Source organism: Streptosporangium sp. CA-135522, assembly GCF_050949235.1.
Classification (GTDB): Bacteria; Actinomycetota; Actinomycetes; order Streptosporangiales; family Streptosporangiaceae; genus Streptosporangium.
The window spans coordinates 9,415,645-9,428,079 of sequence record NZ_CP192026.1 but is presented as its reverse complement, the minus strand read 5'-3'; the positions used below and the strand labels follow the sequence as shown (position 1 = coordinate 9,428,079).

Below are 12,435 nucleotides of genomic sequence, written 5' to 3'. Positions count from 1 at the left end.
CAGGCCGTCTTGGTAGCAGGACGCGTACGCGAGATGGATGACGAAGAGGGGCGGCGGCTGCGGATCATCCACAGAGGCGCTGGGCCGGTGGTGACCTGGCGGCGGGCGCGGACGGTACTGCCGTCCGCACAGGGCATGCCGGTGGCCGAGATCGTCGGGGTGAGGTTCACCGGCACGGGCCGGTGCGGGAGGCGATTAGCCGCTCTTGATCCAAGATAAATGGTCAAGAACTCTCTGGTCGCGGACTGCGTAGCTGATGGGAAGCGTGCCCCCGGCATGATTCGAACATGCGACACCCGCTTGAGAAGAGAGGTGGCCTCACGGCAGGCCTAGATACTGTGACCTGCAAGAACGCCTGCTTCGCCTGCCAGTCTCAGAAAGATCATCCCGTGTATGCCCCGTGGCGAGGTGGGGGTCTCGCCCATCCGGCGGCTAGACCCCTGACGATCCGCCCCTAGCCGGTCTCAGCCTTGACTTGAGAGCGGGTCTCTCACTTTCCGGTTCCCGGGGTTGTTCAGCCTGCCCTTTTGGATCAAGGATGACATCAGGGCCGCCATGGCGTGTTCCAACAGCCGTCGTGCGTGTGCTGTATTTCGTGTGCTGTACGAAGGAGATCAAGTATCTGACCTCCTCCACACATGGGGGCCGATATGGATGGCGGCATCGTAGCGATCCTCACTGGACTCGTCGGAGTAGCGGACACACTCGGAGGCGCACTTGTCGGCAGACGAGGTGCGGTCAGAGTGGCCTCGGTGGCGAGCGATTCCAACCACGAGTCGGCGCGTCAGGCGGCCCGCCGCCAGGCCTACGCTGCGCTCGGCACGGCCGCGTTTCGGTTCGGGCGCAAGGTCGTTGACATCCAACAGATCATGGACAAGCGCTGGGCCGGACAGATCATGGACAAGCGCTGGGCCGGATCGCGTCCTACTCATGTAGGCGTGCCGGCCGAGGAGTACGCCGCGCTGGATGCCTGCTTGGACGAGGTGGCACACACCGCCATCAGCGTTCAACTACACGGACCGGTCGAGCTTGTCGATATGGCTTGGGACATCTACGCCGCTTGTCAACGTGCTGAGAGGGCTCTCGCGAAATACGGGGTAGTCGGCCGATCTGGCCTGGAAGAGATCAGAGGGGCGCTGGAAGCCGCCATGAATGAGGCGTCCCGGGCGCGTGGAATCTTCTTGAGCAACGGGCGTGCACATCTAGAGGGAAAGCCAGTGCCGCTTCAGGCCGAGCCGACCCTGCGAACCGCAGACAACGGCGACGGGGCTCAAGGCTAACGCGCTTCCGCCACAGAACCGCGGCGCTCACGAAGTAGCATCCCGGCGCGGGTTCGGGTCACGGACAGGCGCGGGTTCGGGTCACGGACATCAGCCATAGTTCATTCGGCGGCAAACTGACCCGGAGCACAGGCTGCCAGGCCCGAGCGACGGAAGCGGCGCGGCAGCATGACCGTCCGCTTTTCAGGCGGACCAACCATCCTGCCCCGCTCGACGAACACGAGGTCAGAAGGTTGTGGACGACTACCGCCGAATGCCTGTGGTGGCCGATGTCATCGTTGTCGTCAACCCCACATCCAGCAGCCAGCGGTGGATGCTCGAAGCGTTCAAAGGCTCCGCGGTGACACCATCAGCTCACGCCGGCCACGACAGTGCTCACGAGTACGCCGTCCCCGAGACGATGATCACCGCGTGCTCAACGGCGTGGTGTGGAAGATCGTGCGCGCCCACCAGCACGCCGCCAGGGCCAAAAGGGGACCGCACCCGGCCGAACCGCCAGATCACGCCCTCGGTCGATCACGCGGCGGACTGACCAGCAAGATCCATCTGGCCTGTGACGGCCGCGGCCGGTCCCTGGCGTTCGTGATCACGCTCCCGCATGAAGAAAGTTGTGGCTCCCTTGAGAATGTCGACGTCCTCGCGTAACAAGCGCAGGTAGGCCCGCCGCATTGCTGCGGCGGGCCCTCAAAACCGTGCGGGCAAATCCTCGCTGAACACGGCTCAGGTAAGCCCCGAAGGGCGATCCAGCTGTGCTGCGCCCCTGCGCCGGCGGGCGAGCAGCATGCGATGGCTAGAGGCGTGGACGAGGCGGGGCTGGCACCGTCCGAAGGGCCGGGTCGTCCGTGGTGCACGAGGTAGTCGGCAACTACCGCGCGTCGGCGGCATGAAGCCACCATCGCTCCCATCGGGCCGGAATTGAGGTGGCTGCTCGGCGGTCAGGAGATGATCTCCGCAGAGCGGACCCGCGCGTTCTGCCTGGTGAGAAGCCGTAGCGTGTACCGATCGATCGAAGGGGTCACCTGATTGCGCCGATCGACCAAGTAGCCGGTTCATCGATGGATCGTCGGGAGACGCCCCACCCAAGACCGATATGTGCCGGACGATGCTCGTCCAGGGTAATTACGTCAGGTAAGCGCCGCTGTCGCTGTCGCCGAATAATCGCCTATCATTCCTGAACATGTTTCACGTTCTCACGGCGAAGTGTCACCGGACGCAGATGGGCGAATCGGTGCACCGACTCCGTCAATCCTGAATATTGATGTATGGGTCCCAGTAGTAGTAACCCTGCTTTTCACCTTTGTGGTTGAGAACCATGAAGCTGAAATTGTAGGTGACCGTCCCCGTGTCCAAGACCTCGGACTCCCAGTAGTAGCTGTTGATTTTCTGGGTAGTGGGATTCAATGGGTCCTGGCTGCTCGGCTGCGGCTCGTTGAGGACCACCGACCTTGGTACGGGAGTGCTGATCAGACCCTGTCCGGACAGGGCGTTGAACCTGTAGAGGATGCTGGTGTACTCGGAGTTCAGAGATAGTGTCGTCTCACGCCACCTGATGATGTCCATGGGGGAGGCGTTGATCGTCAGCTCGCTTCCCGGAGTACTCCCGAGTTGGTTCTGCCGGGTCGTCATGTAGATCAAACTGCTGCTGTCGGGGATCGACGTGGGGCTGTTCGGATCGGTGTTCTTGCCGTATTTTCCGAGAATGGTTTCCGCGTCGATGGCGATGAGGACGTTAATGAACTCCGACATACAGAAATTCTCCCTGTAGTGATCCGAAAAGACAGGCCGTAGTCCAGAATCCTGCAATCACGACTTGACTGTAAATCGCCCGCACTGGAGAGCTTGCCGAGCCGGTGAACAATTGTCAAGATTTGTGAATCAAGATCCTTGAACAGGATTCCCATTAGGGCGTTCAATAAGGATGTCAAGGGCCATATTTCTTCCTTTTGGGCAACGCAAGAAATGCCGTTCCGTAGTGCCCTTAAGTGCTAGCCCTGCGCCGTTGAGTCGGTCGACTAATGGGAATCATGATGAATATCGAGACTAGAATGGTGGATTGGAAGGCGGTCGCGCAGGCGGGCGCTGCTTGGGGTTCCACGAGCGGGGAGGCCTCTCGCACGCGGGGATGGTCCGCCGGGCTGCTTCCGGTCGCGCCCGGGCCGGCGGTGCTCCCCGCGCACGTGGGAGTGAGCCGCCTGGATCCGGCACGTATGTCTGTGCGCGTCCGTCTTCCCCACGCGCGTGGGGATGATCCCGCGACCTGGACGGTTCCCAGGGACGCCGTCCCGTGCTCCCCGCGCACGCGGGATGGTCCCACCGGCGATGAACCGCAGGCGTTTTTCGGAGAGTGCTCCCCACACACGGAGATGGCCATTCCGGCTCATTCTTGGCGAGTGTGCGTGTTGTCGTCAGCGTTGTCGTCAAAGCCAGACAAGAACGCCCCGACCATGATCGGCTCGGGGCGTTTTGGCTGTTCAGATGTGGTGGTCAGCGGCGGGGTCGAACCGTTGACCTTCCGCTTTTCAGGCGGACCGATCACCCTGTTCGGATGTTGGGAACCTTGGTTAGAGGGGGGTGGACGGTAGCCCGAGTGTGCTCATGGGTGGGGACGTTGCTGTCACCGCTTCTCTGAGGCCTGCCGAGATCACTTCAGCCTGTAGGACCATGTCCACATGTCAGCGACCGAGTTCGTCGGTGTGACCGGAGACAAAGATCGTGGCGTTACCTCCAAGAACGGGCTGTACGAGTTCTGGACCGATAAGGGCGCTCACGTCTATCTCCACGACACCGATTTCAGTCGCCTGACCTATCAACTCAACCCGGCAGGCCGCCGGTGCTGGAGCTCGTCTACGCCCCGCGATGGGCTCCGGCCGAGCTACCCGGGGCACCCGGTCACCGCTGCCTCATCGCGTTCCATCGCGCGCCGGGCCGATACCTGGCAGGAGTAGCCGTTGCGGATCAGCAGCTTGCGCACGCCTTGGAGGGTGTAGATCAGATGGAAGCGCCGGCCGATCGCGGTCTTGACCCGAGACGGCGTCCAGAGCTGATCGGGCCGGCCGTGCCGGACGGGCCCCTTGAGCAGTTCTTGTTCCAGCGTGGCGAGTTGCCGTTCGCCGAGCCGGGGCAGCGAGGCCGGACCGTGCGAGCGCAACGCTCCGACTATCGAGACAGTCCGTCCGGACATCGGGACGGCAACGGACGAGGTACGGCATGCGCCTGTGGCGCAGGCTGGGTGCCATCGCTCCGGTGACCCCCGGCGGGGGTGCGGGTCCGCACAGGTCATGGCGGCTCAGTCGCGGGTTTTGAGGCGGTCGTTGTAGTAGTGCTCCCCGCCGACCAGGACTGAGGTGATAAGGACCGGGAGACCATCGGAAGTTCGCGGGACCTCCTGGGAGGTCTGGCGGGTGAATCCCAGCGAGACGCCGGGGATGAACGGGTACTCGATCTCCGTCTGGTCGACGTTCCAACCGCGCTCGGCCGCGCGGCGGAAGATCTCCTCGGCCGGAGTCCGGAACACATCGTCACCGTCCAGCAGGACGCGCGTGCTGGTCTGCTTGCCCTCGCCAGGCCACCACAGTTCGACCGCGGTGACGAGGGCCCCCGTTTCCAGTAGGACCTGCACGCCGACTCCGTCGCAGGACGTGGAGATGGTCACCGGGGCCCGGTTCCGGCGGGTCCGTACTTTGGGCTCTCCCCAGGGGGAAACCGCCGCGACGGCCTCGTCGAGTGTCATCCCGAGTTGTACGGGAGCGACTCCATAGGGCGGATTCAGCACAAGGTCCATGGTCGTTCCCTCTTCGCCTCACTTCAGAATGTCGTAGTCGATCATCCAGGCGCTGGGACTGTAAAACGAACGGTTTGCGTATAGCTCCTGATCGAGGCTGCGCCGGCGAGCCAAGGCGTGTTCGGGACTGTTTCTGCGGATCCGCGGGTCCCGTGCTGTTAGGAGGACGAGCAGCCGCTCGACGATGCAGCGGGTCAGGGAGTCCTTGTCCAGGAACGCCCAGCCGGTGATGTCGGACAGGAAGCGGGAGAACTCGGTCTTGCCGGACCCGGCGTATCGGATCGCACTCGATGCCATCTCGGTCACCTTTGACGGCAAGGAAGCCGCAGCCAACACCGTACGGCGGAAGCGGGCGATCCTTCATCACCTCCTGGAGCTGGCGGTGGAACAGAAGATGTTCGCGACCAACCCACTGCACGAGATCAAGTGGAAGCAGCCCAAGGCCGTCACCGTCGTCGACCCCCGTACGGTGATCAATCCGGCTCAGGCGAAGCAGCTCCTGGCCGCCGTGCCCAAGGTCGGCCGCACTCGGGGCGTCCGGCTCAAGGCCCTGTTCGCCTGCATCTACTACGCGGGCCTGCGGCCAGAAGAGGCGACGAACCTTCGCCTGAAGAACTGCACCCTGCCCGAATCGGGATGGGGGCAGATCATCCTTGAGAAGGTGAGACCGCAGGCGAACAAGCGATGGACCGACTCGGGGGAGACCCACGAGTCGCGCAGTCTCAAGCACCGGGCGAAGAAGGAGACCAGGGAGATCCCCATCCCATCTGCCCTGGTGGCCATCCTCCGTGAGCACATCGACGCCTACGGCACCGAGGACGACGGCCGGCTGTTCCGGACGACCAAGGGAGGTTGCTATTCCAGTTCGGCATGCTCCTACGTTTGGCAGGAAGCGCGAGCGCTCGTCTTCACCGATGAGCAGGTGAGGTCACCGCTCGCCGCCCGGCCCTACGACCTGCGACACGCCGCCCTGTCCCTCTGGCTCAACGCGGGCGTACCGGCCACCGAGGTGGCCAAGCGAGCCGGGCACAGTGTGGAGGTTCTCCACCGGGTGTACGCCAAGTGCATGGAAGGGCAGCAGGAACGGATGAACGGGAAGATCGGCAGCGCTCTCGATGGGTGATCGACACAGACGCTCGTCTCGGGCCCCGGCACAAGCCGGGGCCTTCTTCATTGAGGGCTTCGTCAAGGTGCGGCAGGCGCCCCCGTGGGGATGGCCCAGCGGCCTGCCGCACCTTGAGGAGGGGGTTGGTCAGTTGCCTCGGGGCGGGCCGAGCGGGGCCTCGGTGCTGTCGACCAGCTCGCAGTCGGCCACGGGCCCGTTGGAGACGCGCGCCCGGATGGCGGCGATTATCCCCCCCTGATTCTCGGAGACGCTGAACTCCAGCACCGCGACCTGGTCGTCCTTGACGACCTTGGGGTCGATCGTGAAGCCTCGCCCCCAGTTCTCCGGTACCGAGACGCTGAGGGGAGCGTCCTCCTTGGACAGGAAGCTCTCGCTGCGGGGCTGCGGGCTGCACTGCTTGCCCATGGGAACGTAGTCCACGACCGCGTTGAGACCCATGTCCCGCAGATCTGCCTGCAGGCTTTTGGGATCCTTGGCCTCGTTGATGGTGATGAGGATGGTGCCGTCGTCATTCTGGGAGACGGCGTAGGCCGCGCCGCCGCCCAGAGCCAGCGGGGCGGCGATCGCCACGGCGGCGGCCAGCACCGGGGCCAAGACAGCAGGGCGTAGCAGTCGCCACTTCGGCCTGGCGGGTCGAGCGTCCTGGTGAATCTCGGTCATCACGAACTCCTTGAGGCGTCGGTGCCGGTCCCGCGGGAGTTCGGGCTCCACCTGAAACGGCAGTAGCCGGGCCAGCTCTTCTCGCTCGCCTGCGTTCATCGGTACTCCTCCCTTGTGAACCGGACCGCGGTATCGCGGTCACCTCTTACCTGTCGTGACGGCCAAGGTGGTTCCCTTTCAGCCGCGAACTTCTCCAGCTTCTTCCGCGCCCGGGACAGCCGGGACCGGACCGTGCCCACCGAGATGCCGAGCGCCTCGGCCGCCTCGGCGTAGCCGAGGCCCGCCCCGACGACCAACGCGAACACCTCCTGCTCCTGGCGGCGCAGCCTGCCGTAGACCCGCCGGATCGCAGCCAGCCGCTCGGTGTCGTCGATGCGCCCCACCACCTCGTCGGCGAGGTCCGAGACCTCCTCGCTTCTGGGCATCCGGGTCAGGGCGTCGTCGTATCGGCGGGCGGCCCGCCGGGTATTGCGTGCGACGTTGGTGGCGATGCCCAGCAACCACGGCCGCAGGGAGCCGTCGTTGGCGTCGATGCGGTGCCGCAGCCGCCAGGCCTCCAGGAAGGTCAGGGACGTCACGTCCTCGGCGGTCGACCAGTTGCCCGTCAGCCGGAAGGCATGGCCGTACACCGATCGGGCGAACTCATCGAAGAGCTGCTCGAACGCCTCTGTATCTCCGTCACGTATCCGGGCACGTATTGACATGTCCACACACAGGGACTGTCCACAGCGCCACCTGGGTTCCCGAAAAGCGCAAAGAAGTCCGGCGGCAGTGACGGCTACAACTTGCAGGACGAGCAGTGGGAAGCCCGCCGGTTCTTCGTCCGCGACTCGAATGGCCGCGTGGTCAACATCCTGGGGTATCGATGACCGCAAAGAGCCCGACAGCAGTTTCAGGTGATGTGCGGTACAGCCCTGCCAGCCAGGAAGTAGCCGATCCGCAGCCGCATTGACCGGTCCACCGCCAGCGTCTCGACCTCCTCGCGTGGCACCCAACGGACTTCACGGGATTCGTCGCCCGGTGTCGGCTCGCCCTCGACGGCGCGACCGGTGAGCACGATGGAGAACTCCTGGCGAGCCTCGCCGTTGGAGGTGTAGAGGATGACGTGCCGAGGATCGGTGTAGGTGCCGATCAGGCCGGTGACCTCACACTTGATTCCGGTCTCCTCCGGTGTCTCGCGGATCGCAGCCTCGGGAAGGGACTCGCCCAGGTCGATCGCGCCGCCGGGAACGGCCCAGTCGCCGTTGTCGCTGCGGCGGATCATCGGGATCTCGCCCGTCTCGTTGGTGACTACGACGTTCACCGATGGAACAAGGCTGTTGGGCTTGGGCGCGACGGGGCCGTCGTAGAAGTCGATCCGGCGGGTCATGGGACAGGACCCACCGGCGTGGGCGCTGAACCGAAGTCCTTGACAGGGCCGAACCCGGCGCGGTACAAAACCATCTAGTTATAAAACCGAAAGGTAATCAATATGGCTGCCGACGTTCTCGACGCAACGTTCGCCGCGCTGGCCGACCCGACCCGGCGAGCGATTCTGGCCCGGCTGATGGAGGGCGAGGCCACGGTGACCGAATTGGCCGCGCCGTTTGCGATGAGCCAACCGGGCATCTCCAAGCACCTGCGGGTGCTGGAGCGGGCCGGGCTGATCTCTCGTGGACGCGACGCGCAGCGCAGGCCCCGCCGGCTGGAGGCCAGCCCGCTTAAGGACGCCATGGATTGGCTGGCGAACTACCGCTCCTACTGGGAGGAGAGCTATCAGAGGCTGGACGACCTGCTCGGCGAACTCGAGTCCGGCGGACCGAAGGCCGTCGAACGGGAAAGTCCATGATGTCGCGGCAGGAGCAGACCGAAGGCCTAACGGTACGGGCAGTGTCCGACACCGACCTCGTGCTCACCAGGACGTTCGCCGCACCCCGCCGGCTCGTCTTCGACGCGTTCACCCGGCCCGAGTTGCTCCGGCGGTGGCACGGCGCGCGCGGCTGGCACCTCGTCGTCTGTGAGGTCGACTTGCGTCCGGGCGGTGTCTGGCGCTTCGTGTCGCGCGGGCCGGACGGTGCCGAGTTGGGCCACGGCGGGGTGTTCCACGAGGTCGATGCGCCCGGCCGGCTGGTCCAGAGCGAGGTCCATGACGGCTGGGACGCGGGTGAGGCCCTCGTCACTACCGTCTTCGACGAGCGGGACGGCCGAACCGTGATGACCACCACGGTGCGCTACCCCTCGCGGGAGGTCCGCGACAGCGTGCTCCGTACCCCCATGAAACGCGGCGCGGGCGAGGCGTACGACCGTCTCGCCGAGATGCTCAACGAGATGACCTTGAAAGGCGAGCTGTAATGACCGACACCCAGCCCACGCGGCCCGAAATCCCGGCCGACATCGCCGATATCCCGGCCAGCCTCACTGGACCGCCCGTCCGTCCCGGCGCGCTTCTCCTCGAGCTCGTCCCGGTGCCTGTCACGGACATCGACCGGGCCAAGGCTTTCTACGCCGACCGCCTCGGCTTCCACGTGGACGTCGACGTGCGGCCCTCGGACGGGGTTCGAATCGTTCAGCTCACCCCGCCGGGCTCGGCCTGCTCGATCACCCTGACCGAGGGCATCTCGTCCCTCGACATGCCGGTCGGCACGTTGCGCGGCCTGCACCTGGTAGTGAGCGACATTGAGAAGGCCCGTGAGGTACTCCTCGAGCGCGGTGCGGACGTGGGTCCGGTCGAGGACCTGGGCGGTGTCTACTACGCTCGCTTCGCCGACCCGGACGGCAACACCTGGACTCTCCAGCACATGCCCTGGCGCGTCTAAGGACGCTTTTGAAGCCGTCCAAGTAGGTCAAGGCCATGTATGAGCCGGGACCGAACGCATCAGGATCAAGCTCTACTGGTGTAGCACCGGCCTGGACGGCTCTGAAACTGTCGACGTAGGTCGCGACCATGGCCGCGGCCCTATCACCTTGCGCAGGTGCATGACCGGGGCGTTGGAGGCGAGGTGATGCCGGAAGCTTGACCGGCACACCGTTCTTCCAGGATCTTGGCCTGTGTGACTTCCGGCCCTGGTGAGGGAGACGCTCCGTCAAAAGGCGTCTCTGGCTCTGACAAGGTCGTGTCGGCTGTTCCTCGGCGGCGACTCTTGATAGCGGTGATGGTTACGGTGGTCGCCGTCGTCCTGTGTGCGGTGGCGACGGGTTTCTTGCTCCAGGAACGGCCGTCCCTCACCGTCCTGCCCCCGCCCGACGGGCCTTGGCCGGAGACGCTCTTCTCCGTCTGGCTCTGTCCGGACAAGAAGGGGGAGGGCGAGGGCGCTGAGAAATGCCGGAGCGGAGTCACCGACCGGCAGCGGCGAGCGGTCGAGACGGTGATCCGCGGAGTGCCCGGTGTCGAGAAGTTCATGTTTGTGAGTGCCGGAGAGGCGGCCAGGCAGACGGCCGAGCAGTTCGGTGAGGAGGGTCTCCTCACCGAGGAGGAGGCTCCACCGTCGTTCGACGGCCACCTGCGGAACGTCGGGGATGAGGACGCGACGCGTCCCCTGATGGACGGCCTGCGAGCGGCTGTAGAGGACCTGCCTGGCGTGGTGTCCGTGAACTTCTCCACCGAGCACCTCTTCTGGGACGGAAAATCGGATCTGTCGGTCCAGCTCTGCGGGGAGGGCCTGGAGCAGGAACCGCCCTGTACGGGGCGAGGACGGCCCACAGGGCAGGAGCGAGAGGCGATCGAGGCGGTGCTCGCGACGGTCGGCGGGATTGACAAGGTCTATTTCCAGGAGGCCGAGCACACGCGCAAGGTCGCCGAGTACATGCTGGGCGAGCCGCCCGCCCTTCATGAGGTGGTCGAGAGCTACGAGATCAAGATTACCGACAGGCGGGCGGTGGACGCGGTCAAGTCGGTGCTCCGGAATGTTTCAGGAGTAGGCAAGGTCGTGGTGCGGTAGTCCGGCCTCCGGGGCGGCCGGGAGAGTTCAGGGTGTAGAGAGTTCTGGCGTAGTAGATATTTGTCCGGCTCTCGCAGAGGCTGATCCTTGTCCGCTGCCCGATAGACCTGCTGTGATGCGTCACGCGGTCACAGCAGAGATAGGCAGAACGGGTGTATATCTCAATCCTGCCGGTCGCCTGGGCATGGTCCGGGCCTTTCTTCATTGAGACTAGTCACCCCTGGAAGTGCGGCGCGAGCTCGGCAAACCTGTAACCGCTCAGCGCTGCGAAAACGAGGTAGGCGATCCAGGCCGACTTGTGTTTTCGCAGGATCACAAGCACGACGGTGGCGAGGAACAGGCTGATCCCTGAGGAGAGGAAGGCAAGGAACACCCCGTCCGGATCGCTGAAGTCCGGCATCTCCGGATCCCAGCTGTAGCTGGTCGGCATGAAGCTGATGAGCATCATGAACAGCGCGAGGATGGAGATGCCGGTGCTGGTCAGGGCGATAGCAGCCCTTTGACACCCACGACCGTACGCGTCAGGGGCAAGCTGCTCCTCTGGAGATTCGCTGCTCATCACAGAGTCTCTCCGTATCTCGCTGAGCGTTCAGTGCCTCTGGAAGAGGTCGTTTCTCGTAGTCCGGGAAGCTTTCACGATCTAGAGCGATCAGGCAGTCAACGATCTCATGCTTCAAGCCCTGTTACTCTCCGAACCCTTCAATCCATAGATGTAACGCTCTGTGGCGATCTATGGAGTGTTGTCCGGTACGAAGAGTGCCAGCCATTGTATGGTGGCTCATCCTAGGTCGAGCCCCTCACAGGTCTGAGAATTCACAACAAAATGATCTACGATGTGCTTTGATCTCTCGTTGTAGCGGTGGTGAGAAGAGGAGGAAGGGCTCGGCTGAAACCCCGGGAGCAGCGATGTCAAAGCCGAATGGGGACGAATGGCGGCTTCGGGTCGGCGGTCGGCTGTATGGGTGAGCGCCGCTGTAGCGCTTGTGGTCGCGGCCGTCGCTTGGTCCGCCCTGCAGCCGTTCTGGTCTGATGTAGCGGGCACAGCCAAAGAGGAGGTTGTCTCGGTCGACTCCTCGACGCGCGAGGCGCTCCTTGAGGCCGCTGACCGTTTTTTGGAGACGGATCCCGATCGTGTCGGAAGCTATGCCTTGGCCAATGACAGGCCGGATCTGAGTCCGCGTGTGTTCTGCCATGAGGAATTCATAGAGGTACGTCGGAAAAGCTCTCAACTATTGCTCGGGATCGTGGCCGCGTGTGAGGAGCTAGCCCGTTCCGGGACCTTGCTCGTTGGCGGCAGCGGGTACCGGACCTCGCTTCTTCTGACCGTCGAGTCGGTCGATGGACGCTTGACCATACGGCAGGTGGAGGAGGCTTCGGACGGTGACCTGAACGTCCCCTCGGTCCGCGAGATGTTCTCCCCCCGGGGTGCGCCGCGGGCATTGGAACTGGCGGCCACCGGTTCGGACATGCACTCTGTGGTCAGAGAAGAGGCCCGCGAGGCCTTCGGCCTGCCTGCGGACGCCGATGTCACGTACATCACCGACCTGGAGAGCACTTCCAGCCCTCGTCCGTAGTCCGTGGGCTCGTCCACGTGATGTTTCTGGCCAGGCCCTGGCCGATTCATCTACATGACGGGCATGACTCGTACAGAGATCATTCTGTAGGGGCTTT

The 12,435-nt window shown here is 64.3% G+C and carries 15 protein-coding genes and 1 pseudogene; 8 read left to right on the top strand and 8 right to left on the bottom strand.

The genetic code is table 11. The features are described from left to right. The first annotated feature begins 743 nt into the window (after positions 1-743). Both ACQPYK_RS44375 and ACQPYK_RS44370 read left to right on the top strand, forming a co-directional pair. Positions 744-1,280, top strand: a complete 537-nt coding sequence (locus ACQPYK_RS44375) for a hypothetical protein (RefSeq protein WP_433245952.1) — start codon at positions 744-746, stop codon at positions 1,278-1,280. 435 nt (positions 1,281-1,715) lie between these two features. Continuing rightward, positions 1,716-1,871: pseudogene (locus ACQPYK_RS44370) on the top strand (IS5/IS1182 family transposase); the annotation flags it as partial. Positions 1,872-2,522: 651 nt separating this feature from the next. Here the strand turns inward: ACQPYK_RS44370 and ACQPYK_RS44365 are convergent. The 4 genes from ACQPYK_RS44365 to ACQPYK_RS44350 all read right to left on the bottom strand — a co-directional run bounded on the left by ACQPYK_RS44365 (position 2,523) and on the right by ACQPYK_RS44350 (position 5,358). After that, positions 2,523-3,026, bottom strand: a complete 504-nt coding sequence (locus ACQPYK_RS44365) for an inclusion body family protein (RefSeq protein WP_433245949.1) — start codon at positions 3,024-3,026, stop codon at positions 2,523-2,525. Between the two features lie 1,126 nt (positions 3,027-4,152). Further along, positions 4,153-4,428 (bottom strand): helix-turn-helix domain-containing protein, encoded by a 276-nt coding sequence (locus tag ACQPYK_RS44360; protein WP_433245946.1) that lies wholly within the window; start codon positions 4,426-4,428, stop codon positions 4,153-4,155. A 138-nt stretch (positions 4,429-4,566) separates the two neighbouring features. Further along, complete coding sequence (locus ACQPYK_RS44355) at positions 4,567-5,061, bottom strand: hypothetical protein (protein ID WP_433245943.1); 495 nt, start codon at positions 5,059-5,061, stop codon at positions 4,567-4,569. An 18-nt stretch (positions 5,062-5,079) separates the two neighbouring features. Further along, the gene (locus ACQPYK_RS44350) at positions 5,080-5,358 is read right to left on the bottom strand and encodes a hypothetical protein (protein ID WP_433245940.1); all 279 of its coding nucleotides are present in this window, start codon (positions 5,356-5,358) and stop codon (positions 5,080-5,082) included. Positions 5,359-5,443: 85 nt separating this feature from the next. Between ACQPYK_RS44350 and ACQPYK_RS44345 the strand changes: the two genes are divergently transcribed. Further along, positions 5,444-6,184: a tyrosine-type recombinase/integrase gene (locus ACQPYK_RS44345; RefSeq protein WP_433245937.1), complete on the top strand. Its 741-nt coding sequence runs from the start codon at positions 5,444-5,446 to the stop codon at positions 6,182-6,184. A 129-nt stretch (positions 6,185-6,313) separates the two neighbouring features. Here the strand turns inward: ACQPYK_RS44345 and ACQPYK_RS44340 are convergent, their stop codons facing one another. The 3 genes from ACQPYK_RS44340 to ACQPYK_RS44330 all read right to left on the bottom strand — a co-directional run bounded on the left by ACQPYK_RS44340 (position 6,314) and on the right by ACQPYK_RS44330 (position 8,216). Then, positions 6,314-6,946 carry a hypothetical protein gene (locus ACQPYK_RS44340; RefSeq protein WP_433245934.1) on the bottom strand — a complete coding sequence of 211 codons (633 nt, stop codon included), beginning with the start codon at positions 6,944-6,946 and terminating at the stop codon, positions 6,314-6,316. Further along, entirely contained in the window at positions 6,943-7,551 is a 609-nt protein-coding gene (locus ACQPYK_RS44335; protein ID WP_433245931.1) for an RNA polymerase sigma factor, read from the bottom strand. Before ACQPYK_RS44335 ends, ACQPYK_RS44340 begins: the two co-directional genes overlap by 4 nt. A 188-nt stretch (positions 7,552-7,739) precedes the next feature. After that, positions 7,740-8,216: an NUDIX hydrolase gene (locus ACQPYK_RS44330; protein WP_433245928.1), complete on the bottom strand. Its 477-nt coding sequence runs from the start codon at positions 8,214-8,216 to the stop codon at positions 7,740-7,742. Positions 8,217-8,318: 102 nt separating this feature from the next. Between ACQPYK_RS44330 and ACQPYK_RS44325 the strand changes: the two genes are divergently transcribed. The 4 genes from ACQPYK_RS44325 to ACQPYK_RS44310 all read left to right on the top strand — a co-directional run bounded on the left by ACQPYK_RS44325 (position 8,319) and on the right by ACQPYK_RS44310 (position 10,764). Further along, positions 8,319-8,675: an ArsR/SmtB family transcription factor gene (locus ACQPYK_RS44325; RefSeq protein ID WP_433245925.1), complete on the top strand. Its 357-nt coding sequence runs from the start codon at positions 8,319-8,321 to the stop codon at positions 8,673-8,675. 41 nt (positions 8,676-8,716) lie between these two features. Beyond that, positions 8,717-9,178, top strand: a complete 462-nt coding sequence (locus ACQPYK_RS44320; RefSeq protein WP_433245922.1) for an SRPBCC family protein — start codon at positions 8,717-8,719, stop codon at positions 9,176-9,178. Next, a complete protein-coding gene (locus tag ACQPYK_RS44315) occupies positions 9,178-9,642 on the top strand; it encodes a VOC family protein (protein ID WP_433245919.1) in 465 nt (154 codons plus the stop codon). The genes ACQPYK_RS44320 and ACQPYK_RS44315 overlap by 1 nt, the downstream gene beginning before the upstream one ends. A 234-nt stretch (positions 9,643-9,876) precedes the next feature. Next, the gene (locus tag ACQPYK_RS44310; protein ID WP_433245916.1) at positions 9,877-10,764 is read left to right on the top strand and encodes a permease-like cell division protein FtsX; all 888 of its coding nucleotides are present in this window, start codon (positions 9,877-9,879) and stop codon (positions 10,762-10,764) included. A 214-nt stretch (positions 10,765-10,978) separates the two neighbouring features. Here ACQPYK_RS44310 and ACQPYK_RS44305 read toward each other — a convergent pair whose 3' ends face one another. After that, complete coding sequence (locus ACQPYK_RS44305; protein WP_433245913.1) at positions 10,979-11,323, bottom strand: hypothetical protein; 345 nt, start codon at positions 11,321-11,323, stop codon at positions 10,979-10,981. A 403-nt stretch (positions 11,324-11,726) separates the two neighbouring features. On the opposite strand from ACQPYK_RS44305, the gene ACQPYK_RS44300 reads away from it, so the two are divergent. Continuing rightward, positions 11,727-12,338, top strand: a complete 612-nt coding sequence (locus ACQPYK_RS44300) for a hypothetical protein (protein ID WP_433245910.1) — start codon at positions 11,727-11,729, stop codon at positions 12,336-12,338. Positions 12,339-12,435: the final 97 nt, after the last annotated feature.

Excerpts from the sequence above, each read along its gene's own strand:
- ACQPYK_RS44365 (WP_433245949.1), bottom strand. The coding sequence starts at position 3,026 with ATGTCGGAGTTCATTAACGTCCTCATCGCCATCGACGCGGAAACCATT.
- ACQPYK_RS44355 (WP_433245943.1), bottom strand. The coding sequence starts at position 5,061 with ATGGACCTTGTGCTGAATCCGCCCTATGGAGTCGCTCCCGTACAACTC.
- ACQPYK_RS44350 (WP_433245940.1), bottom strand. The coding sequence starts at position 5,358 with ATGGCATCGAGTGCGATCCGATACGCCGGGTCCGGCAAGACCGAGTTC.
- ACQPYK_RS44340 (WP_433245934.1), bottom strand. The coding sequence starts at position 6,946 with ATGAACGCAGGCGAGCGAGAAGAGCTGGCCCGGCTACTGCCGTTTCAG.
- ACQPYK_RS44335 (WP_433245931.1), bottom strand. The coding sequence starts at position 7,551 with ATGTCAATACGTGCCCGGATACGTGACGGAGATACAGAGGCGTTCGAG.
- ACQPYK_RS44330 (WP_433245928.1), bottom strand. The coding sequence starts at position 8,216 with ATGACCCGCCGGATCGACTTCTACGACGGCCCCGTCGCGCCCAAGCCC.
- ACQPYK_RS44325 (WP_433245925.1), top strand. The coding sequence starts at position 8,319 with ATGGCTGCCGACGTTCTCGACGCAACGTTCGCCGCGCTGGCCGACCCG.
- ACQPYK_RS44315 (WP_433245919.1), top strand. The coding sequence starts at position 9,178 with ATGACCGACACCCAGCCCACGCGGCCCGAAATCCCGGCCGACATCGCC.
- ACQPYK_RS44305 (WP_433245913.1), bottom strand. The coding sequence starts at position 11,323 with ATGAGCAGCGAATCTCCAGAGGAGCAGCTTGCCCCTGACGCGTACGGT.